Origin of the sequence: Pseudomonas sp. QTF5 (genome assembly GCF_000512695.2) — a bacterium.
In the GTDB taxonomy this organism is placed as follows: Bacteria; Pseudomonadota; Gammaproteobacteria; order Pseudomonadales; family Pseudomonadaceae; genus Aquipseudomonas.
In genome coordinates this window covers 1-21,995 of sequence record NZ_AZRW02000060.1, presented here as the reverse complement: position 1 = coordinate 21,995, position 21,995 = coordinate 1, and the positions used below count along the sequence as shown (strand labels likewise).

General features: G+C 58.6%; 15 protein-coding genes and 3 pseudogenes. 7 read left to right on the top strand and 11 right to left on the bottom strand.

Annotated features, from left to right (window positions below; all coding sequences use genetic code 11):
* Window positions 1-250: 250 nt before the first annotated feature.
* The 4 genes and pseudogenes from IC37_RS27775 to IC37_RS27760 all read left to right on the top strand — a co-directional run.
* A pseudogene (locus IC37_RS27775) lies at window positions 251-832 on the top strand (IS21 family transposase); the annotation flags it as partial.
* Window positions 833-869: 37 nt separating this feature from the next.
* Window positions 870-1,376: a 1,2-phenylacetyl-CoA epoxidase subunit PaaD gene (paaD, locus tag IC37_RS27770; RefSeq protein ID WP_030129922.1), complete on the top strand. Its 507-nt coding sequence runs from the start codon at window positions 870-872 to the stop codon at window positions 1,374-1,376.
* Between the two features lie 26 nt (window positions 1,377-1,402).
* Window positions 1,403-2,479, top strand: coding sequence for a 1,2-phenylacetyl-CoA epoxidase subunit PaaE (paaE, locus tag IC37_RS27765; RefSeq protein ID WP_030129921.1), 1,077 nt, complete (start codon window positions 1,403-1,405; stop codon window positions 2,477-2,479).
* Window positions 2,480-2,623: 144 nt separating this feature from the next.
* Window positions 2,624-4,327, top strand: a complete 1,704-nt coding sequence (locus tag IC37_RS27760) for an alpha-keto acid decarboxylase family protein (RefSeq protein ID WP_030129920.1) — start codon at window positions 2,624-2,626, stop codon at window positions 4,325-4,327.
* Window positions 4,328-4,399: 72 nt separating this feature from the next.
* On the opposite strand, the gene IC37_RS27755 is transcribed toward IC37_RS27760, so the two are convergent.
* The 5 genes from IC37_RS27755 to IC37_RS27735 all read right to left on the bottom strand — a co-directional run bounded on the left by IC37_RS27755 (window position 4,400) and on the right by IC37_RS27735 (window position 10,629).
* Entirely contained in the window at window positions 4,400-5,194 is a 795-nt protein-coding gene (locus tag IC37_RS27755) for an SDR family NAD(P)-dependent oxidoreductase (RefSeq protein WP_030129919.1), read from the bottom strand.
* A gap of 78 nt (window positions 5,195-5,272) precedes the next feature.
* Entirely contained in the window at window positions 5,273-6,742 is a 1,470-nt protein-coding gene (locus IC37_RS27750) for an efflux transporter outer membrane subunit (RefSeq protein WP_033864888.1), read from the bottom strand.
* A complete protein-coding gene (locus tag IC37_RS27745; RefSeq protein ID WP_030129917.1) occupies window positions 6,739-7,815 on the bottom strand; it encodes an HlyD family secretion protein in 1,077 nt (358 codons plus the stop codon). Before IC37_RS27745 ends, IC37_RS27750 begins: the two co-directional genes overlap by 4 nt.
* A gap of 25 nt (window positions 7,816-7,840) precedes the next feature.
* The gene (locus IC37_RS27740; RefSeq protein WP_030129916.1) at window positions 7,841-9,385 is read right to left on the bottom strand and encodes an MFS transporter; all 1,545 of its coding nucleotides are present in this window, start codon (window positions 9,383-9,385) and stop codon (window positions 7,841-7,843) included.
* A 329-nt stretch (window positions 9,386-9,714) separates the two neighbouring features.
* On the bottom strand, window positions 9,715-10,629 hold the full coding sequence (locus tag IC37_RS27735; protein ID WP_030129915.1) for a LysR family transcriptional regulator: 915 nt from the start codon (window positions 10,627-10,629) through the stop codon (window positions 9,715-9,717).
* A gap of 179 nt (window positions 10,630-10,808) precedes the next feature.
* Between IC37_RS27735 and IC37_RS27730 the strand changes: the two genes are divergently transcribed.
* On the top strand, window positions 10,809-11,282 hold the full coding sequence (locus IC37_RS27730) for a universal stress protein (protein ID WP_030129914.1): 474 nt from the start codon (window positions 10,809-10,811) through the stop codon (window positions 11,280-11,282).
* Window positions 11,283-11,333: 51 nt separating this feature from the next.
* A pseudogene (locus IC37_RS27725) lies at window positions 11,334-11,768 on the top strand (enoyl-CoA hydratase-related protein); the annotation flags it as partial.
* A gap of 135 nt (window positions 11,769-11,903) precedes the next feature.
* Here IC37_RS27725 and IC37_RS27720 read toward each other — a convergent pair.
* The 3 genes and pseudogenes from IC37_RS27720 to gfa form a co-directional block, all read right to left on the bottom strand.
* Window positions 11,904-12,593 carry a dTMP kinase gene (locus IC37_RS27720; protein WP_256580796.1) on the bottom strand — a complete coding sequence of 230 codons (690 nt, stop codon included), beginning with the start codon at window positions 12,591-12,593 and terminating at the stop codon, window positions 11,904-11,906.
* 281 nt (window positions 12,594-12,874) lie between these two features.
* Window positions 12,875-12,946 (bottom strand): annotated as a pseudogene (locus tag IC37_RS31090) (NAD(P)H:quinone oxidoreductase); the annotation flags it as partial.
* A gap of 11 nt (window positions 12,947-12,957) precedes the next feature.
* Window positions 12,958-13,536, bottom strand: coding sequence for an S-(hydroxymethyl)glutathione synthase (gene gfa / locus IC37_RS27715; RefSeq protein ID WP_030129911.1), 579 nt, complete (start codon window positions 13,534-13,536; stop codon window positions 12,958-12,960).
* A gap of 533 nt (window positions 13,537-14,069) precedes the next feature.
* Here gfa and IC37_RS27710 point away from each other — a divergent pair.
* Window positions 14,070-18,902: a M10 family metallopeptidase C-terminal domain-containing protein gene (locus IC37_RS27710; protein ID WP_030129910.1), complete on the top strand. Its 4,833-nt coding sequence runs from the start codon at window positions 14,070-14,072 to the stop codon at window positions 18,900-18,902.
* Window positions 18,903-18,964: 62 nt separating this feature from the next.
* Here the strand turns inward: IC37_RS27710 and IC37_RS27705 are convergent, their stop codons facing one another.
* Genes IC37_RS27705 through IC37_RS27695 form a run of 3 tightly spaced genes read right to left on the bottom strand, consistent with a single transcriptional unit; the run spans window position 18,965 to window position 21,855 of the window.
* Window positions 18,965-19,852, bottom strand: coding sequence for a DUF2950 domain-containing protein (locus tag IC37_RS27705; RefSeq protein ID WP_030129909.1), 888 nt, complete (start codon window positions 19,850-19,852; stop codon window positions 18,965-18,967).
* 26 nt (window positions 19,853-19,878) lie between these two features.
* Window positions 19,879-21,348 carry a DUF3300 domain-containing protein gene (locus IC37_RS27700; RefSeq protein ID WP_095920395.1) on the bottom strand — a complete coding sequence of 490 codons (1,470 nt, stop codon included), beginning with the start codon at window positions 21,346-21,348 and terminating at the stop codon, window positions 19,879-19,881.
* Between the two features lie 51 nt (window positions 21,349-21,399).
* Entirely contained in the window at window positions 21,400-21,855 is a 456-nt protein-coding gene (locus IC37_RS27695) for a YMGG-like glycine zipper-containing protein (protein ID WP_081729324.1), read from the bottom strand.
* Between the last annotated feature and the right edge of the window lie 140 nt (window positions 21,856-21,995).

The following is a 21,995-nucleotide window of genomic DNA, read 5'->3' as shown; positions in this document are numbered from 1 at the left end:
CCGCCCCCGATATGCTTTTTCAGGAAAAATCGGAGAGGCGACAACTATCCTGACACCGGGGGGTAGCCTGCGACCGAGATCAATCACAATCACAGGTCAATGCGGCTGAGACAACTCAAAAGCCTGCTCAAGGAGTGTTGCCGCTGACCGAAAACTGACCCAGTAAAGGCTGTTCTGCCGACTGAAAACTGACCCAGGTGTTCAACTGCTTCTGCTCAATTTCCGGGCAGGAGAACACAGGGTGATCAGCATGGAAATGATGGGAAACATTCGGCGCATGTATTTTCGCGACAAGCTGTCGCTGCAGCAGATAGCCAAGCGTACCGGGCTGTCGAGAAACACCATCCGGAAATGGGTCAGAGCGCCCGAAGCCACTCAGCCGGCGTACCAGCGGTGCGCAACCTTCAACAAACTCAGTCCGTTTCACCAGACGCTGGAGCAGGCGCTCAAGGCCGATTCGTTTCGGGCAAAGCACAACCGCAGAAGCGCCAAAGCACTCCTTGAGCTGATCACGGCCGAGGGTTACGACGGCGGCTACACCCAGCTCACCGCCTTCATACGCTCGTGGCGCGGTGAGCAAGGCAAGTCTTTACGGGCCTTTGTACCGCTGACGTTCGCGCTGGGTGAGGCTTTTCAATTTGACTGGAGCGAAGAAGGCCTGCTGATCGGCGGCCTGTTTCGACGCATCCAGGTCTCCCACATGAAGCTGTGCGCCAGTCGCGCATTTTGGTTGGTGGCGTATCCCAGCCAAGGCCACGAGATGTTGTTCGATGCCCGCTACTTCTACTTGAGTGGCATTGAGGGACGGCACACGGAAAACCTCGGCCCGCTTTTGGCGACCATGCAGTCTCTACCACGAGCTTACCCAGATGCACGCTGGTGAGCTGATCGCGTCCGACTGGTGTGGTCGTCGGGCGAACGCCGAGGACCTGCCAAACGCCTGGTCACTCATGGCACAGGTGATGGACCCGGAAGTGCCGGTGGTCAGCCTGGTCGACCTGGGCATCGTGCGCGACATCCTGTTCCAGGACGGCCGGCTGAAGGTAGTGCTGACACCCACCTATTCTGGCTGTCCGGCGACCGAAATGATCAAGCAACGTGTGCGCCAGGCGCTGGAATGCGCAGGCTATGCCACGCCCTATCTGGAACAGCGACTGGCGCCAGCCTGGAGCTCGCAATGGATCACCGACCTGGGCCGGCAACGCCTGCTGGACTACGGCATCGCCCCGCCACAGGAAAAATCCGGCCCGGTGCCCTGCCCGCAATGCGCGAGTCTCGATACCGAAACCGTCAGCGAGTTTGGCTCGACCGCCTGCAAGGCGTTGTACCGGTGCCGCCGTTGCAAAGAGCCCTTCGACTACTTCAAGTGCATTTGAGTCTGTAGCTGACTCAGGAGAAATCCATGAATACCTTTCACCCACTGGAGGTCCGGGACATTCGGCGCGAAACCCGCGATGCGGTTTCGATTCTCTTCAATGTGCCCGGAGCATTGCGCGAAACCTTCCAGTTTCAGCAGGGCCAGTACCTCGTACTGCGCACGCAACTGGATGGCGAAGAGATCCGCCGCTCCTACTCGATTTGCAGCGCTCCACATGAAAACGAGCTGCGGGTGGCGGTCAAGCAAGTCAGCGGCGGGCGCTTCTCCGAGTTCGCCAATCAAACGCTGGTCGTCGGCGATTATTTGGACGTCATGGCGCCAAGCGGCAATTTTTTTGTCGAGCTGGACGCGCAACGTCACGGCCGCTATCTGGGCGTCGCAGCCGGCAGTGGCATCACGCCTTTGCTGTCGATTATCAAGACCACGCTCGAGCAGGAACCGCATAGCCAGTTCACCTTGCTCTATGGCAATCGCTCCAGTTCCGGGACACTGTTTCGCGAGCAGCTGGGGGACCTGAAAGACCGCTATCTGGAACGCTTGAAGCTGATCTTCGTGATGAGCCGCGAGCGCCAGGATGTCGACCTCTATAACGGTCGCCTGGATGGGCAAAAATGCCGGCAATTCTTCACTCGCTGGATCGACGTCGCAGCGTTGGATCATGCGTTTATCTGCGGCCCGCATGCGATGACCATTGAGGTTCGTCAAGCTTTGATCGAGCACCAGCTTGACCCCGCACGGGTGCACTGCGAACTGTTCGCCAGCCCGTCCGCCGGCCGCAAACAGGCCGGTCGCGAGGCCGCCCCGACAGACACCGCCAGAACCAGCCTGGTCACTGTGATCAGCGATGGCAACAGCCTGGCCTTCGAGCTGCCGCGCAACACCCTGAGCATTCTCGACGCCGGCAACCAGAACGGCGCAGAACTGCCCTACGCCTGTAAGGCCGGGGTCTGTTCGACCTGCAAGGCCAGGTTGGTCGAAGGTGAAGTGGAGATGGACAGCAACTTCGCCCTTGAAGATTACGAGATCGAAGCAGGCTTCGTTCTCTCATGCCAATGCTTTCCCCTTTCTGATCGAGTGGTGCTGGATTTCGATCAACTTTGAAACCCCACAATAAGAAAGCTGCTCCGCCGTTGCAGCATCTTTAGCACCGCCCTTTTCTGGTACCTGCCTGACTAAGCCGCCTTTGAACTGCCTTTTGCGCAGAGAAGACTCGACTCATCAAGGAACTCTGAGGAAAAACGAATCATGGACATGACTATTGGTGATTTTTTATTGCGACGCTTGCGCGAATTCGGCATTCGTCATCTTTTCGGCGTACCCGGGGATTACAACCTGGCATTCCTCGAACAGGTCGAGTACTCGAACGAAATCGAGTTCATCGGCAATTGCAATGAACTCAACGCAGCCTATGCCGCGGACGGCTATGCCCGGACCCAGGGTTTTGGCAGCGTATTGACCACCTATGGAGTCGGCGACCTGAGTGCGCTGAATGGCATCGCCGGCGCCTATGCCGAACGCGTACCGGTTATTCTGATCTCCGGCATGCCGCCCCTGCATGCGATTCTCGACCGCGCGTTGTTGCACCACACACTGGTCGACGGCAACTACGACAACGTGATGATCACCGTGCGCGAGTTCACAGTGGCGCAAGCCCGCATCACGGTGGAAAACGCTGCAGCAGAAATCGACCGGGTGTTGCTGACCTGTTATCGAGAGCGACGACCGGTTTATCTACAGCTACCGTCTGACCTCGCCACGCTACAGATCGAAGTGCCTGAGCGTCCATTGCAGTTGACCGAAACCCGCAGTGATCCGAACCAACTAAAGGATGTGGTTGAGCAGATCGTCCAGCGCCTTTCACACGCCAGCACGCCGACGCTACTGGTGGATGCAGATGTCTCGCGTTTTGGTTTGACCGGCCTGGTGCAGAGCCTGGCTGAAACGCTGAATGTGCCGTTTGCAACCATGGCCCCAGCCAAGGCCATGCTGCCGGAATCGCATCCTCTGTTTCTCGGGACCTACGTCGGCGCTGGTTCGGCTCCGAGCATACGTGAAGCGATTGAAAACTCAGACTGCGTGATCAGCATCGGCGCTCGATTTACCGACACGAGCACGGGTCTGTTTTCGCAAAAATTCAGAGCCGGCTCGTTGATTCAGCTGCAGCCCTATGCCGTATCCCTCAACCGTGTTCACTATACCGCCGTATCGGTGCGCCAGGTGCTGGCGGGCGTTCTTCAGCTGGCCACGAAGCGCATCCAGGCCTGGCCGATACGCGAGTTGCGCGAGCAACGTTCAGTTACGCCGTTCGAGCCACAACCGGATGCCAAGTTGAGCCAACTGCGCTTCTGGCAACGCATCAGTCACTTCATAAAACCGGGCGATCTGATCATCGCTGAAAGTGGCACTTCTTCAGCCGGTCTCAACAGTTTGAGCCTGCCGGAAGATGTCACCTTCATTTCCCAGCCGATCTGGGGTGCTATCGGTTTCACTCTGCCAGCCCTGCTCGGCTCGCTGGTGGCCCAACCGCAACGCCGGCAGATGCTGTTCATCGGCGACGGTTCGATCCAGATGACCGTGCAGGAGTTGTCATCGATTCTGCGTCGCGACCTCAAGCCGATTATTTTCCTGATCAACAACGACGGCTATACCATCGAGCGCCTGATACTCGGCGAGAACTCCAGCTACAACGACGTCAACCGCTGGCGTTACGCCGATCTGCCGTATGTACTGGACACGCGCAATCGCTCTCGACGGCTGATCGTGCACACCGAAGATCAATTGGAGGCCGCTGTCGAACAGGCGGCGACAGCCAACGAGCTGGTGTTTATCGAAGTGATGATGGCGCGGATGGATGCCCCAGAGTCGCTCAAGCATTTCGCGAAAATGTTTGCCGATTTCGATTTCGGTCCCAGTCCCAAAGCGACCGAAACGTTGTCGATGGCAGTCTGAACCAAAGGCATCGGCGGTGATCACCGCCCATGCCTTCTTGTCTCCAGTGACCTTCAACGGTCACCCTTTGCATCAGGCGATGGAACGAACCACGCCACCATCGACACGCATCGCCGCACCGGTGGTTGCGCTGGCTTGAAGCGACGCCAGATAGACCACCAGATTCGCCACTTCTTCAGTCGTCGCCAAACGCTTGATCAGCGAGCTTGCGCGATGTTGCGCGATGAAACTCTTCTCCAGCTGCTCAGACGGCACGCCTTGTTCTTCGGCCATTTGCGCGAAGAAACCGCCGACACCTTCAGAACGCGTTGGCCCCGGCAGTACCGCGTTGACCGTCACACCGGTGCCGGCCAGCGTTTCCGCCAGACCACGAGAGATTGCCAGCAGCGCGGTTTTGGTGGTGCCGTAATGGACCATTTCAGCCGGAATCTGCAACGCCGATTCACTGGACAGGAACAACACCCGACCCCAGCCACGTTCAGCCATGGCCGGCGCATAGTGACGTGACAGACGCACTGCGCTCATCACGTTGACGTCGAAAAAACGCTGCCAGTCGGCATCGGTAATATCAAAGAAACCCCTGGGCTCGAAGATCCCCAGGTTGTTCACCAGGATGTCGACATTCAAGATTTTGGAGAACAGTTCCTGCGCGCCTTCCACGGTTCCCAGATCGGCTGCAAGACCGATCAGCCGAGCACCCGGCAGTCGGCTCAGAATGTGCTCGATAGCCTTGCGCACCCTCTCCTCGCTGCGCCCGTTGATGACCACTTCAGCACCCGCCTCGGCCAGACCGAAAGCAATAGCCAGACCAATACCGGCCGTGGAACCACTGACGATCGCGCGCTTTCCGTGCAACGATATGTTCATGCTTACTTTCTCCGATGGATGATGTAACGACACAAAAGGCGGACTCAAGGTCCGCCGTAATTGATTCGAAAAGCCGCCTCAATCAGTGGTACCGGCATCAGCCGTTGCCAGCGGATAAATCGACTGCCAGCCGCCTCCTAATGATTTATATAGCCCAACCATGGCCAACGAGACCGTGGTCGAGCTTTCCACCAGTTGTTCCTGATTCGCCAACAAGGCGCTCTGAACCGTCAGCACGTTGAGAAAATCCACCGCCCCTTCGACGTACTGGCTTTGCGCAGTTTCCAGCGCAATCCGGTTCTGCCGCACCGCTTCGGCCAGTCGGTCACGTCGAAGTTGGCTGGCGTTGTACAAGGTCAGCACATCATCAATTTCATGCCAGGCCCGCAGCACCACCTGTTGGTAATCGAGCGCCGCTTCCTGTTGCTGCGCCTCGCGCAACTTGACCATCCCACGCAAACGTCCACCCTCGAAAATCGGCAGGCTCAACTGTGGGCCGATAGCAAATTGACGCGAGCCCCAGGACCCGAAATCCGATAGCTGCATCGACTGGAAACCAACGTTGCCGGACAGACGAATGCGCGGATAGAAATCACCCTTGGCCACTCCGATCCCAGCCGTCGCGGCATGTAGGCGGGCTTCGGCCTGACGAATATCCGGACGCCGCTCGGCCAGCTCCGACGGCAAGCCAATTGCGAAGTGTTGTGGGGTTTGCGGTACTTGCGCCGGTCGTTCCAGTTCGGCCTGCAAGGCTCTTGGTGGCTCGGCCAACAGCAGGCTCAAAGCATTGATCAACTGTGCCTGACGCTGTTCGAGCGACGGTAAGCGTGCTTCGACTGCCGCGACCTGCGCAGCGGCTTCTGCCACATCCAGATTGGTCGCGATGCCATCAGCCAAACGCATCTGCGACAGCTTTAGGCTGTGCCGGGAAACATCAAGGTTCTCGCGAGTGACCGCGAGCGTACTCTGCACGCCGCGCAGCTGAATGTAATCGCGAGCGGTCTCAGCCAGAATCGACAGTAGGACCATGCGCCGGTCGTTCTCAGCCACCTCGACCGATGCATCGGCCGCTTCCACTTCGCGCTGCACCCGACCCCACAAGTCTAGCTCCCAGGCAGCGGTGAAATCGCCCTCCCAGAGATTGAAGGCAGACTTGCCGCCCTTGCCCGAAGGATCGTTCAGGCCCTTGCTACTATTGCGTGCCCGCTCATAGCCGACACCGGCATCAAGGCTCGGATATTGATCGGCGGCGATGGTCTGGCGCGCCGCTCGACTTTGCTGCAGACGAGCACTGGCGATTTTTATATCGAGGCTGCTGGTGACAACACGGCGAGCCAGGGCAGACAACTGCGTGTCGTGAAAAAGGTCCCACCAGCGTTCTTCCACCGGCGAAGCCTCTGGGCGACTGGCGGCAGCCTGGCCTTGCAGCACGGACCACTTTGCGTTGCCTGGCCCCTGAGGCTTCTGAAAGTCCGGACCAACGCTGCAAGCCGAGAGCATCAACACGCTCGACAACAATAATGGCTGAACAGGGAAAGTCCGACTCATCGAAGGGTGACCTCTTTACGTGCGTCGTTGCCCTGCGGGTCCTGCGTCTCGATACTGGCTTCCACCGACATGCCCACACGCAGGCGGTTCGCCAATGGTTGATCGGCATCCAGCGCAATCTTCACTGGTATCCGCTGCACGACTTTGGTGAAGTTGCCCGTCGCATTGTCCGGTTTGACCGAAGCAAAGGTCACCCCGGTCGCCGGCGCAATACTATCGACCCGACCGGTGAGGCTCTCGCCACTAAAGGTGTCGACGCGGATCTTCACGGGCTGTCCTGGCTGCACATGCGTCAACTGGGTTTCCTGGAAGTTGCCAACCACATAGGCCCGATCCAGAGGAACAATCGCCATGATCTTCGCGCCGGGATTGACATAGGCCCCGACACGCGCAGCACGTTCACCGACGACACCATCCATTGGTGCCACGAGACGAGTGTAAGACAGATCAAAACGGGCCCGCTCCAAAGATGCCAACGCATGTTTATGGCCTCCTTCGGCACTGTCGAGCTGGGCCTTGAGGATATCCACCTGCTTATGCGAAGCGGCCAAGGCAGCGGTCGAGTTGGCCAAGCGGGCGCTGGCTTGATCCACCCGGCTGCGGGCCTGCTGAGCATTTTGCACGGTACCGGCGCCCTGGCCTGCGAGATGGTTGTAGCGCGTCAGCTCGTGCTCCGCGAATGCGTGCTCAGCCTTGTCGGCAGCCACCATGGCCTGCGCCTGAGCGATCAATGACGACTGGCGTTCCAGCGTGGCTTGCGCGTTTTGAAATTGCGCCTGCGAAACCAGTGACTGTGCCTCGGCCGCCTGGAGCGCAGCCTGATAGTCACGATCATCGATTACCACCAGCAATTGACCAGCCTTCACTGGCTGGTTGTCCTCCACCAGCACCTGACTGATAAAGCCCGAAACCTTCGGCGCTACCAACGTGTAGTCCGCCGTGATAAACGCATCGTTAGTGGTTTGCAGCGAGCCGGAACCAAACAGGCGCGGCGCTGCCAGGAAGACGACCCCGCCAAGAGCAACCAAGGCAACCGTGTACAAGGCGATTTTCTGATTTTTACTCGTAGTCATAACGATTTTCTCTCTGAATGGAGCGCTATGCCACCGCACGAGGTGGATAGATCCGGGAAGGCATCAACGGGATCAACAGAATCAAGGCCAGTGCCAGCAGCGCCATGCAGTAGTACAAGTCCGAAGACGTCAGTACGACCGCCTGTTCGTGGATGCGATAGGCAAGCCCTACAGAGTCGCTGTCTGCCAGAGGCGAGTTGCCCAGGCGATCGACCAGCATGGTTGAGTGGAAATGCAGCCGCGCCGTGGTCAGCACATCCAGCACGCCGGTAGCAAGGACCGCCGAAAAACCTTTGACGGTGTTGAACCAGGCGGAAGCGAACGGGCCGTCTTGCGGCGCCAGGCCACCGGTAGCGAGCATCAGCAACGGAATCACCGCCATCGGCTGACCAAACACCTGGAACAGCTGCAAGATGTAGAAGTTGTCACGAATCCACTCGGAAGTGATTTGCGTGCCGCCAGCACAGGCCAGCGCCAGCAATCCAAGACCGACAGCCAGAACCCATCGGCAATCGACCCGACGGATGTTGCACAAGGCCGCCACCAGCGGTAACGCCAGCAACTGCGGCAAGGCCACCATCAGCAATACGGGCGCAGTTTGTACCGGGCGATAACCCTGCACCTGAGACAAGTAGCTGGAAGGGATGATAATCACCGCCAGCAATACGATCAGTACCCCGCCGAGGGTTAGCAACGAGTGCGACAGGTTCAGGTTGGTCAGCATCTGCAATTTGAAGAACGGCAGCGGGTGCGACCATTCATTAATAAAGAACAACACCAACAACACCATACCGCCACCAAGCAGCCAGCAAATCAGCGTGGACTCGAACCAGTCCAGACGATTGCCCAGGGACAGACCGATCACCAGCGCACAAATTGCCGGAAAACCGAGCAACAGGCCACGCCAGTCAAACTGTTTGAAGCGCTCAAAGCGCATCGGGTCCTGCGGCAAGCCATATGCAACTGCGACCATCGCCAACAAGCAGGGTGGGACAATCTGCCAGAACGCCCATTGCCAACCGACGTATTCGGTCCACAACGCGGCCAACGGAGTCCCCAGGCTCGGGCCGAAGGTGGCAGTCAACGCATAACTTGCCAGCCCGTAAAGCTTGACGCCGGGCGGGAGGAAACGCAGCGCGACGGTCATCAACATCGGCGGCAGACTGCCCCCGGCCAGCCCCTGCAAAGTTCGTAACACCATCAGGCTTTCGAGGTTCGGAGCGAACGGGCAGAGAATCCCAAGCACGGTAAACGCACCGATTGCGCTGAGAGTGAAGCGACGCAGAGAGAAGGTGACCGAACACCAGGGCGCAAATGCCATGGCCGAGACTGAGGTGGCAGCGTAAGTGGCGATCAACCAAGTACCTTCATCCGCGCCGATATACAGCGCGCCACGAATGTCAGGCATGGCCACTTTGCCGACCATCTCGTTGAGACCGGCCACCAATACGGCAATCAGCACCCCAACCAGCCCGATCACAATACGCAGGCCAAACACTGGCGCGGCCGGTGCGGGTTTCACCATCTCCAGCGCCGGGGCCATAACAGCAGAGGCTGCGAGCGAACTCACGGGGTCACCCGTCGGCTAGCGCCCCTAAAGATAGAAAACAACACAAGACACATTGCGTCATGACTCCAAGTAAAGGATTTACCTGGATAGTTTATGAAGACGCAATAGTTCCGAAAACTGACATATGGGAAGCTTTAAGCTGCACTCAGCGCACGTATTAATCCACAGAAACTATCCAGCTCCAAATTGCCCTTCGGCAGCTGCTTACAGGAATTGGGGGCTACCTGGAAAACATCCTCGGTTGGCGTAGCGGCTGCCGCAGGCTGCGATAAGCCGGGGTCGTGCCCGGCCCGAAAGGGCTTGGGGCGATCCTGGAAGCGCAAGCTGCTTCAAACCCGTGGCGAGGAGTACTTGGCGCAGCTCTCTTTCAACGTCTGACGCAGCCAGCGATGGGCCGAGTCGTTATCAAAGCGTGGATGCCAGGCCTGCATGATCACCACCGTCTCCAATGCCATAGGGATACGGAACGAACGCAACGGCAATCCCAGCCGCGAGACGCTCCACAACACATGCTCCGGCAGCGGCAGCAACAGGTCGGAATCGGGCAAGGCGAACATCGCCGAGTGAAAGCTAGGAGTGATCAACGCGACACGCCGCTGCAAGCCCATCCCGGCCAAAGCGGTATCGATCGGCCCGGTTGCACGCCCGCGTCGCGACACGCTGACCTGCGCATAGGAGGCGAAACGTTTGGGAGTGATTTCTTCCTGAAATATTGGGTGATCCACCCGGGCCAGGCCGACAAAGGTCGTGGTGAACAGGCTCTGGACTTTGATTTCCGGCCCAAGATTGCGCGTCGCACTGATATAAAGATCGATCCGCCCTTCGCGCAACGCGTCATCCTCACCCTCGCCTTCCGGCACGAAGCGCAGCACGGTACGTGGGGCCTTTTTGCGCATGATTTCCAGCAGCTGCGCACCAAAGGCCGCGACAAATACGTCATTCGCCCGCAAGTTGTAGCAGCGTTCCAGCGTCGTCAGATCGACCTCATCACCCGAAAGGAACACCTGCGCCGCTTGCTCGACCAAGCTGCGCACCTGAACCCGTAATGCCAGCGCCTTGGGTGTCGGCACCAGGCCACGCCCGGCGCGCACCAGAATCGGGTCACCGACTGCGCTACGTATCCGGGTCAAGGTCCGGCTCATGGCCGCGGGACTCAGGCTCATGCGCCGGGCGGCACCGACCACACTGCCCTCGTCCAGCAGCGCATCCAGGGCCACCAGCAGATTCATATCTGGAAGATGCACAACAAACACTCCTTGTGAAAATCAATTAATCCTGGCGCAATCCTAGCAGTTTCTGACCAAACACCAATGGGCGCGAAGCCTGCGCCGTATGCAACTATTAAGTGCGCGACGAACCATTTATCTAAACGTACGGTTTTCCAAGAATACCTGCTTTCCGTTGACTCCCGGTTGGAACAGCCATGCTTCGCTCCTTACTCGTTGCTATTGATGGTTCGCCCCAGAGCCGATCGGTCCTGGATCTGGCCGCACAGTATTCCAAGCTGGGTGCCTCTCGACTCTACGTCCTGCTTTCCGTCGACAGTGCATACACCCTGCCTTCGGAAAATGGACACATCGAGCCTGCAGATGAGCAGGAATATCCCGCGGCCTGCAGTGAGCAACATATAGCCAATAACGCCATGCAAGAGGCGCTGGACTACTTATGGTCACTCGGGCTTGACGCAGAAGGCGTGGTCATTGACGGAGAGCCGGCCTCTTCGATCGTTTCGCAAGCCGACCGGCTGAAGGTCGACTTGATCATCGTCGGCCACCGCCATCTTTCGCGGATCAACCGCATCTTCGACCCTTCAGTCAGCACCCGAGTCATCGAAGCCACCCGCTGCCCCGTGCTGGTCGATGTTTCCCCCCCCACGGCAGGCCAGCCCAAGCATTGAGCAGCTTTTTTGCTGGCGTCTAACCGAGGCCCTGAATCTCGCAGGTGATATATGAAACTGGAATACCTTTTATTGGAAAAGCATGGCCATGTGGCGATGATCACCCTTAACCGCCCCGAGGTGCTGAATGCGCTCTCAGCCGGACTGAATGCCGAATTGGCGCGTCTGCTCGATCATCTGGAAACAGATGACGAAACTCACGTAGTGATTATTACCGGCAATGAAAAGGCCTTCGCCGCCGGTGCAGATATCAAGCTAATGAAGGATTGGAGCTACATGGATGTGTACAAGGCTGACTTTGTCAGCCTTGACTGGGAACGCCTGAGCACCTTTCGCAAGCCGAGCATCGCTGCGGTTGCCGGCTATGCGCTGGGCGGAGGCTGCGAGCTGGCGATGATGTGCGATTTCATTATCGCAGCAGAAAATGCCCGATTCGGCCAGCCAGAGATCACCCTCGGTACAATCCCCGATCCCTGTTCAAGCCAACTCAATACCCCAGCTCCCGCAAACGACACTCGAACCGTCTGATCTATGATCCCCCCCCCCCGGGAAGCTTCGGCTCAGAGTTCGTTGACAGGCACTCAGATCAAAGCATCAGCCGGCTACCGCTGCGGCGACAAATCACCCCTTCGATCCTGCTAACGATCTATATCTACGGCTATCCGCATCAAGACCGGCGCAGCGAACTTCGCCTACGGGGCATCGAAGGACTCTATAGATCTCAGAAATCACCTGCATCGTTGCGTCTTCGATCGTTCCTTCATTGCGGCATAAAACCCAGCCGTGATCTGCAATCGCTCGCTCGAACGCCTGGGTACAAGCAACATGTTCTTCCAGCTTATGGATCACAGTACTGCCCAGCCCACGCCCTCGTGCCGCAGCCCTCGCCCATGAAATATCAGGGGCGGTGACAACTCCGACATGCAGGTCTGGCACTCGCACGTTTCGATCAATGTTCAACTGTAGAATCTCTGCAAACGGGACTAGCCGGCGAAACGCGGCATCAGACGGGTACCAGCGATCGATCAAGATGATGCTGCCTGGTGGCTGTTTAGCCAGCACGTGCTGGGAAATCCAGGTACGGCTATCAGCAAAGCGCTCACAAACCCCCAGCTCCAAATCCCGGGTGGGATTTCTGACGAGCTTGTTAACGAGGGCCATTGTTTCCCCCCTATAGGGATCGCTTTTTTTCTCGCAAAGTCGGATCACCTTTTTGTTGTCTGCCCTCAGTACTTTTGTAACGGCCTCCAACAGTGTGGTTTTGCCGGTTCCCTTGGGCCCATCTAGAGAAACAAACAGCGGACGATTCATTCTTCAAACAACGATTGATATACGGTTTTTTTTGCCCGGTTCGTTCGCTGCGACCGCTTGGCGCGACTACGCGAATCGAGTGGAGGGCCCTTATGAACAGACATTGATGAACACTCTAACGCGGTTTCTGGCTGACGGGTCTCAAAATACAGGGTTACAGCTGCTTATGAACATCGGTCATCGCCCATAAGGAGTTTTGGAGCGATCAGAACGCCCTACTTACTTCTGGTAAGCGTTTACAGAACGTCGAAGGAAATCCTGGGTTATCGCCAAGCCACCAGCGGTTGCCGTTTACCGTCGGCGCCTGCCAGGGTGGTCGCGCCATAGGGCGTACCGCCGGTGATCTCGCTCATGTAAATGGGGTTTAACGGGATGCAAGAACACCATTCAACTTCGCCACTTGCGTAGCCAATGCGTCCATCAGATCTGGCGACAAGCAATCATAAGGTTCCAAACCGAGCGCGCGCAGTTTTCCGCGGATTTCCTTCATGTCCTCCGGTGGGGTGCCGGTTTCGATGATCGATGAAACGAAAGCTGCAAAGCCCGGTGCAGCCCACCCTTTTTGCGGGGATAGCTCGGTATGCACAAAATCCAGGCCATAGAACGCGTGGTCTTTATTTTCGATGCGGCCGTACATATGTGCATGGCACTCTTTGCAGGCATGTCGTTGAATAGTCGCGCTCTCGTCGACGATGACCAGCTTTTCGGCGTTCGCGGTGACGCTGACTTTATCGCGAGGAACGACAGCAACGACCGCGAATTTCGCACCTGCGGGCTTCCAGCATTTGCTGCAGCCACAGGCATGATTGTGCAGGGTCTGGGCGTCAATCCTGATTTCAACCTTATCAGTCGGACACAGGCATTGCAGGGTGCCGCCAGAGAAGTTTGCAGCGCTTGGCTCTATGCCGTTGTCCAGCGAAGGATGAAGCTTCAATTTGCTCACGATAAACCTCCAATATCAGGGTGTATTGGAACTGGATCTGGAGCCTGAACTCCAGGATGCGATCAGTAAGTGCCCTCATGCATCAGATCGAAGGCCTCATTAATACGTTCAAGTAGTATGGTACGAGTGACGAAGGGAGCCAGATCGATTTCGCGCGTTCTGAGATGTTCACCCGCCTTCCTGTGGACCCAACCTCCCCCTTCATTGAAAACCTGCAATGACAGGTTCCTTCAACACCTCGGCATGAATTCAATACCTATGCCGAGGCACATCCCATGATCGAACCTGAACCACCGTCTTCACGAGCCCCCCCTCCCCCAGGACCACCGCTCGCTCCCTAAGCAAGCGTCAACAGAACGTTATTCTTCCGAAATACCTCAAAATCCCTCACAACCGCTAATCAGTTAGTCCGGTTTTTTGACACTTCACCGATACGCGGTCACAACTTTTGCGCTCCGTTGGGTCATAACACGGTACCTGTCGATGGAATATTGGCATCTGCCGAGGTTTTCGCCTGATACGGAGATAAGCTCATGATTTTCAATGTACAAAATTTTGGCGCCAAAGGAGATGGCATCACTGACGACACAGCGGCGATACAAAGTGCAATTGATGCGGCGGCCGCTGCAGGCGGTGGGCAGGTGTATATGCCGACCGGCACTTATATCGTTTCGGGAGGTGAGGAACCCTCCGACGGTTGCCTGATGCTCAAGAGCAACGTATACCTGTACGGCGACGGCATGGGAGCAACCACCGTCAAGGTGGCTGACGGCTCCGACACCAAGATCACGGGAGTCATCCGCTCCGCCTATGGCGAGGAAACCCACGACTTCGGCGTCAGCAACCTCACCATCGATGGCAACCGTGACAGCACCACGGGCAAGATCGACGGTTGGTTCAACGGCTACATTCCCGGCGAAGCAGGCTACGACTCCAACGTTACCCTCGACAGCGTCGAGATCAAGGATTGCTCCGGCTACGGTTTCGACCCCCACGAGCAGACCGTCAACATGGTCATCAAGAACAGCGTGTCCCACGGCAACGGCCTGGACGGCTTCGTTGCTGACTTCCTCAGCGACAGCACCTTCGAAAACAACATCGCCTACGACAACGACCGCCACGGTTTCAACGTCGTCACCAGCACCCACGATTTCACGCTCACCAATAACGTTGCCTACAACAATGGCGGCAATGGCATCGTGGTGCAGCGCGGCAGCGAGGACATTCCCTCCCCCAGCAACATCACCATCACCGGTGGCGAGGTGTACGGCAACGGCGCCGAAGGGGTGCTGATCAAAATGTCCAGCGAGGTGACCGTCAGCGGCGTCGATATTCACGACAACACCAGCGCCGGGATCCGCATCTACGGCAGCAACCACGTCGAGATCATCGACAACACGCTTAACAATAATTCCCTGGGCAGCCCCGTACCGGAGATCATCATCCAGTCCTACAACGACACCCTGGGCGTGTCCGGCAAGTACTTCAACGGCAGCGATAACACGATCCAGGGCAACATCATCATCGGCAGCGACCTGTCGACCTACGGCGTCGCCGAACGCAACGAAGACGGCACTGATCGCAACGCCATTATCGGCAATACCATCAGCCACACCAGCAAGGGCGCCACGCTGGTCTATGGTGACGGCAGCTACGTCAGCGCCACGGTGCCGATGACCACCGTGCAAGGCACGGCTGGCAATGACACCCTGCTGGGCAGCGCCGCCAGCGAGATTTTCTACGGTGGTGCCGGCAATGACACCATCAATGGCGGTGCCGGTGGCGACATTCTGGTGGGTGGTGCAGGCATCGACAAACTCACCGGCGGTACCGGCGCCGATACGTTCCGTTTCGCCGCTCAGTCCGACAGTTACCGCAACGCAACCGCAAGCTTCGATGACATCATCACCGACTTCGACGTCACCCAGGACAAGATCGACCTCGCGGGCCTCGGTTTCACCGGCCTGGGCAATGGCCGTGGTGGCACCCTGCAGGTCAGCTACAGCGCCAGCAGCGACCGCACTTACATCAAGGACTATGACGCCGACGCCAGTGGCAATCGTTTCGAGCTGATCCTCTCGGGTAACCTGACCAGCACTCTGACGGCCAATAACTTCATCTTTAATCGGGTGATCACCGGCACCAGCGGCAGCGACTCGCTGTTGGGCAGCGATTCGGCCGACACCCTCCTCGGCCTGGCAGGTAACGACAGCCTCAGTGGCGGTGCGGGCAACGACAAGCTCGACGGCGGTGCCGGTATGGACACCCTGACTGGTGGTGCCGGGGCGGACACGTTCGTGTTTTCCAATCGCCTGGATAGTTACCGTAACTACAACACCGGCGGAGTCAACCTTGGCGACCTGATCACCGACTTCGATATCACCGCCGACAAGATCGACCTCTCGGCCGTGGGTTTCACCGGTTTGGGGGACGGCAAGAACAACACCGTGTACGTGGTGCTCAACAGTGCCGGCACCAAGACTTACATCAAGACCCTGACCGCCGACGCCAATGGTAACCGCTTCGAAGTGGCACTGGACGGCAACTACCTCGGCAAGCTGACCAGCGCTAATTTTGTCTTCGCCACCTCATCGCCGACCAATCAGGCGCCGGTGCTGGCCACGCCGTTGCTGGATCAGAACACGACCGAAAACACCCCGTTCAGCTACGCGGTGCCGGCCACCAGTTTTACCGATCCGGATAACGACAGCCTCAGCTATACCGCGACCCTGGGCGATGGCACTGCCCTGCCCGCGTGGCTGAGCTTCAATGCCACCAGCCTGACCTTCACCGGCACGCCGACCAGCACCGCGTCCGGCAATTACAACGTGCTGGTCAAAGCCACGGACCCGGCCGGTGCATCGGTCAGCGATAGCTTCGGCCTGGTAGTGGCCGATGCGCCCGCCAACACCATCACCGGCACCAACAACGCCGAAACCCTCAACGGCACGGCGGGCGCAGATCTGATCCTCGGCCTCGGTGGCAACGACACAATCAAGGCCGGCACCGGCGCGGACATCGTCGACGGCGGCGCCGGACGCGACTCGCTGTACGGCGGCGACGGTGCCGACACCTTCCGCTACACCAACGTACTCGACAGCTACCGCGACTACGACACCGGTGGTATCACGGTCACCGACACGATTTATGACTTCACCGCGGGCGTCGACAAGATCGATGTATCGGGCCTGGGCTTTGTCGGTCTCGGCGATGGCAGCAATGGCACGCTGTACATGACCCTCAACGCGGCTGGCGACAAGACCTACATCAAGTCCGCCGAAGCGGATGCCGATGGCAATCGTTTTGAAATTGCCCTCAACGGCAACTACCTCAACACCCTGACTGCCAGCGACTTCGTGTTCGGCGCGAGCGTCCAGCAGGACATTCTCTACCTGCCCACCCTCGGCCAATCCAATGCGCGCCTGCTGCGCATGACTGAGGACGACAATCAGTCCGGCACCTCGATGCTGGTCAACGACCTGGACCGCTACACCCCCTATGACGTGCGCAGCCAGTTCACCGATGCCAATGGCAACGGCATCGACATCGCGGTGGGCGGCAGCACGGTCACCGGCCTGTCGACGCTCAGCGCCGAGGAACTCAAGTTGTGCTGGTGGCTGACCGACACCAACCAACCCGGGGCTGCGCTGTTGCGCGCCGTGACGCTGCTGCGCGACCAGCTCACCGAACTGCAATCGATCGATAACGTCACCATGGGCATCGTTTGGGGCCAGGGCGAGGAAGCCGCCCAGGAGATCGGCCGCGCCACGGACAAAGCAGCGGCAGCAGCGGCCTACAAGGCCGCGACCCTGAAGGTGTTTGATTACCTGCATGCCCAGTTCGGCAACTTCAACGTATACATGATGGAAACCGGTCACTACGAACAGGACGCGGCGCGTGCCCGTGGTTATTCGGAGGAGAAAATTGCCTCCATCGTCGAGGGGGCTGGCTATGTCCGCGCGGCCCAGGAAGCCATCGCCGCCGAGCGCGCCGACGTCAAGCTGGCGGTGGACTACACCGACCTCCCCTTGCGCTACGAAGTCGATCCGCTGGCGTATCCGGACGACGTCTGGCACCTGCACGAGGAGTCGGCGGAGATCGTCGGCCAGCGCCTGGCCGACTACATTGCCAATGACCTTGGCTTCCAGGGCAACCCCAACGACAACAACAGCGTGCAGGATATTTTCGACAATGCTCAGAACATGATTTCCGGTACCGACCAGGCGGATACTCTGGTAGGGAGTTCGGGCAACGACACGCTGGATGGCCGTCTGGGCGCCGACACCATGACCGGTGGCAATGGCAACGACGTCTATGTGGTCGATAACGCGTTCGACCGCGTGGTGGAAACCAACACCTCGACCTCGCAGATCGATACGGTGCAGGCCTCGGTCAGCTGGACCCTGGGCGCCAATCTCGAAAACCTGGTGCTCACCGGTGTGTCGGACATCAACGGCACCGGCAATGAGCGGCACAACTTCATCACCGGCAATGCCGCCAATAACGTGCTCGATGGTGCCGCAGGGGCCGACAGCATGAGCGGCGGCGATGGCAATGACACCTACTATGTCGACAACGCCGATGACACCGTGATCGAGACCAACAGCAATGCGGTGGCTGGAGGACTCGACAGTGTGCACAGTAGCTTGACGGCCTACACCCTCAGCAACAACGTCGAGCATCTGTATATCGATAGCACTGGCGCCGCCAATGGCACGGGCAACACGCAGGACAACACGCTGCTCGCCGGAGCCGGCAACAACGTGCTGGACGGGCGCGATGGCAATGACACGGTGTCTTTTGAACGCGCCCAGTCCGGCGTTACCGCAAACCTCTCGACGTCAGCGCAACAAAACACCGTGAGTTCCGGGCTCGACACCTTGAAATTCTGCGAAAACCTGACGGGAAGCGCCTACGCCGACAATCTGTCGGGCAACAGCGCCGCGAACGTTCTGAACGGTGGTGCGGGCAACGATACGCTGGTGGGCGGTTCGGGCGATGACCGGTTGATCGGCGGTGCAGGCACCGACAACCTCGCCGGTGGCACTGGCGCGGATACTTACGCGTTTGGTTCGCTGTCGGAGATGGGCGTCGGGGCTTTGCGCGATGTGCTCAACGGCTTCAAGAGCACCGAGGGCGATCTTCTGGATTTCACCGGCCTGGACGCCAACCCGCAGACCGCCACTGTCGACGCCTTCACCTTCATCGGCAGCAACGCCTTCGACCCTGCCGACGCCACCGGCCAACTGCGCTTTGCCGATGGCATTCTCTACGGCAGTGTCAACGCCGGGGCCACCCCCGAGTTCGAAATCCAATTGGTGGGCGTCCAGGCGCTGCACGCCAGCGATTTCACAGTCTTGGGTTAGGCCCACATCCCGGGAGCGGGCTTGCCCGCTCCCACAGGGGACTTGCAGTGCCGCAGGTAGATCTACTCTTGATCGACAGTAACCACCTTCCAACTGTCGTCTGGGTCAAAGCGCTTCATCGACTGCGCCAACTTGTCACTACCGGGTCCCAAGTCTTTCTCGAACACCTGTCCTTCATGACTGATCATGAAACTCATCACCCCGGTGTCATCGTATTTCGCCGGCCAGGCGATCAGTGCAAAGCCACGGATCATCTTGTCACCGATGAGGTAGCTGTAGGCGCCGCCAGGTGCCGAAGGACCTTGGCCATCAAGGATACGGAACTGGTAACCATGCCAGTCTTCGCCGGCAATGGTTTTGCCAAACGAGGGACCCAACGGGCTGATCTGACCGCTGTCGTCGTCCGCCCAATAGAGTCCGTCGTGCTTGCCGGCGGTGCTGAAGATTTTCTGCGCATAGGCGAGTGCGCCGTCACCGTCACGATCCACTGACGCATAGTCCATCTGGACGTCGTGATAAGTCAGCACTGATTGCAACGCGGCGAGTTCGTTGCGGCCAATTCGACGTGCACGGACTTCGGCGCTACCGGCCTTGATGTCGAAGCGCCAACCGTTCGCGGCTTTTACCATGGGTATAGGCAGTGTCCAGTGGTCACTGCCGACCGACAGGAGCGCCTTGCGGTCGCTGGTTTGTTCAATGGAGTGTTGCTCGCGGTATTGCTTCAAAAACGCATCCACATCACTGCGCTGCACGCCTTCGAGCGGGATGAAGCTGTGCCATTCATTGCCCAGCAACTCTGTCAGGCGGGCCTGATCGGCGTGTTCAGTGCCCAGTGCTTCGACGAACGCTTGAGCAGCCTTTTCTGGCGTTGGAAATGCCTGCTGTGCCGTGACAACGCACGACCACGCCAAGCCGGCAGTTATCGCCAGGGCATGAGGGAGCATGCCCATGAGTGCCTTCACTCGAAGATTGTTTTTCAACGACGGCCCCCCCTTTGACGCGCTGGTGGACTGGACGGCCGACTGATCTGATGGCCGGCCGATCGCGAGGCACTGGGGCGTTGGGCGGATGCCTGGCTGGCCAGGCCACGATTGGTTTGTGCGTTGGCCTGGGACGGTGTGCGCGCGCCGGCGAATACATTGTTGCGGGCACTGTCCGTCCTGGCGGACGGCCGTTTTTGCGCAGCTTGGTGCGTCTGCGAGGTACCCTGGGTGCGCTGATTCACCTGAGCGGTCTGTCTGGCGGGCTGCTGACTCTCCCGAGTGTTTCTGGCAGTGCCCTGGCTTCTGTCAGACGTCCTCGGCCTGTCTGCACCAGCTTGCATCCGATTGCTGGCCGAGTTTCCGGACTGGGCTTCGCGCGCTCGGTCACGGGCTTCGCGGTTGCTGGTGGCAGGTCGTTCGATACCGTGCTTGTCCATTGAGCTACGGGCTTTTTCACGCGCCTGGGCTCGTTGGGCATTGTCTCCTCGATAAGCCTCACGCTGATTGGCACCGCCCAGTTGTCGGCCATACTGTTCGCGGCTCTTACTGTCTCGATAGGGAACGCCATCGCGGTGAACGGTGTTGTGCTGCCATTTGTTCTGATTACGGGTGATCTGGTTGTTGCGATTGATGGTGTTGTACCGATCGACGTCAATGTCGATGTCGTTATTGCCCCAGTCACATTCACCCCACAACGAACCGATGATCGCCACACCGGTGCCAAATGCCAGCCCGGCCATCAATGCCGAACCGGGGTAATAGGCTGGTGGCGGTGGATAGTACGCGGGAGGCGAAGCAGGATAGGGCCAGGTGCCGTAGGTGGTTGTCGGGTTGTAACTGGGTACGTACACCACCTGCGGATCCGAGGGCTGAATGATGATGGTGGAGGTGCTGCTGGCAGGGACCGGAGCCGGTGCGGTGGGCGTGGGTGCCGGTGTCGCGACAGCCTGAACCGTCACGTTCTGATATTGGTTGGTCTGCAGATTGCCTGCGGCTTGCGCCTGATGACGCAAGCGTTGCACGCCCCCCATGACATCGTCGGGCTGCGCCAGGAAGGCATCACCCAAGCGTTGTACCCAGACGGGATCCTGCCCCAGCGTTGCCAGGACCTGAGGGAAGGCGACCAGCGCCTGCACGCTCGGATCCCAAGGCTGGCTCGCCACTTGTTTGACCGCATCATCGCCCTTGGCGTCCGGGTGAGCTTTAGACCAGGTTACCGCCTCGACGACTTCCCCGGGGTACGTGGTGGCCATCAGCACCTGTGCCAGCAGTGGGTCCGGGTAAAGCGCAATGGGCGCCAGCATTTGATCCAGCTGTTCCTGGGTAAACACGACATCTTTGGCCACTGCGGTGACGGGCGCTGTATCGGCAGCGTTTGCGGTCGCATCCAATGGCTGCGCCAGGCAGGAAAATCCGCTCAAAAACAGTACAGCTGACACCGCGTAAAATAATGGAATGCGCATTGCACCCCCCATATGGTCAGGCAAGCTTGAGCGTCTTGATCGTTCCGCCCTTCAAGGGGTTATCTGGTAGCCCCGTTGCTGCATGCAACTGCTGTAGGCGGAAGCAGTGGCCGCCGGTTCGGCTCGGCGATCCTGGCGACGATCCTGACGTTGCCGGGATCCACCTACAACCGCACCTGCCACAGCAGCATCCTTGGCCTTGTGCTGTCGATATTCCTGTTTAACATCGTCGTCTACCTTGTCATAAAGCTCGTCATGCTGACGACCGCGGGCTCCGGCAACTGCCGCACCGGCCACTGCGCCAGTCGCGGCACCACGGACACGTCCACCTGATTCAGGCGTTGTGCTGGTGCTGGTTGTGTTGCCGGCCTGAGCCTGACATGAACTGATGTCCTGCTGAATGATTTCGGGAGACTGCCCTTTAAGTGGCGTTACGGTCTCGGCTGAAGCGCAAAGACAGAATACCGAGACCATCGTCGCCAGACAGGGGGGGATGGGTTTTTTCATAAAGACTCCACTGCTATCAGAGTGCTTTGGATCTTTTAGTCTAGTTCAGCGTGGGCGACTAATCCTGGAACAATGTTCGGGACTGTCATAAATTTTGTGTTCGGGCATAACATGTTGAAGAGGTGCATGTATGCCAACCA

What these genes read in the sequence shown, in the direction of transcription:
- paaD (WP_030129922.1), top strand. Translation starts at nt 870, where the DNA reads ATGCACGCTGGTGAGCTGATCGCGTCCGACTGGTGTGGTCGTCGGGCG.
- paaE (WP_030129921.1), top strand. Translation starts at nt 1,403, where the DNA reads ATGAATACCTTTCACCCACTGGAGGTCCGGGACATTCGGCGCGAAACC.
- IC37_RS27760 (WP_030129920.1), top strand. Translation starts at nt 2,624, where the DNA reads ATGGACATGACTATTGGTGATTTTTTATTGCGACGCTTGCGCGAATTC.
- IC37_RS27755 (WP_030129919.1), bottom strand. Translation starts at nt 5,194, where the DNA reads ATGAACATATCGTTGCACGGAAAGCGCGCGATCGTCAGTGGTTCCACG.
- IC37_RS27750 (WP_033864888.1), bottom strand. Translation starts at nt 6,742, where the DNA reads ATGAGTCGGACTTTCCCTGTTCAGCCATTATTGTTGTCGAGCGTGTTG.
- IC37_RS27745 (WP_030129917.1), bottom strand. Translation starts at nt 7,815, where the DNA reads ATGACTACGAGTAAAAATCAGAAAATCGCCTTGTACACGGTTGCCTTG.
- IC37_RS27730 (WP_030129914.1), top strand. Translation starts at nt 10,809, where the DNA reads ATGCTTCGCTCCTTACTCGTTGCTATTGATGGTTCGCCCCAGAGCCGA.
- IC37_RS27720 (WP_256580796.1), bottom strand. Translation starts at nt 12,593, where the DNA reads ATGAATCGTCCGCTGTTTGTTTCTCTAGATGGGCCCAAGGGAACCGGC.
- IC37_RS27710 (WP_030129910.1), top strand. Translation starts at nt 14,070, where the DNA reads ATGATTTTCAATGTACAAAATTTTGGCGCCAAAGGAGATGGCATCACT.
- IC37_RS27705 (WP_030129909.1), bottom strand. Translation starts at nt 19,852, where the DNA reads ATGGGCATGCTCCCTCATGCCCTGGCGATAACTGCCGGCTTGGCGTGG.
- IC37_RS27700 (WP_095920395.1), bottom strand. Translation starts at nt 21,348, where the DNA reads ATGCGCATTCCATTATTTTACGCGGTGTCAGCTGTACTGTTTTTGAGC.
- IC37_RS27695 (WP_081729324.1), bottom strand. Translation starts at nt 21,855, where the DNA reads ATGAAAAAACCCATCCCCCCCTGTCTGGCGACGATGGTCTCGGTATTC.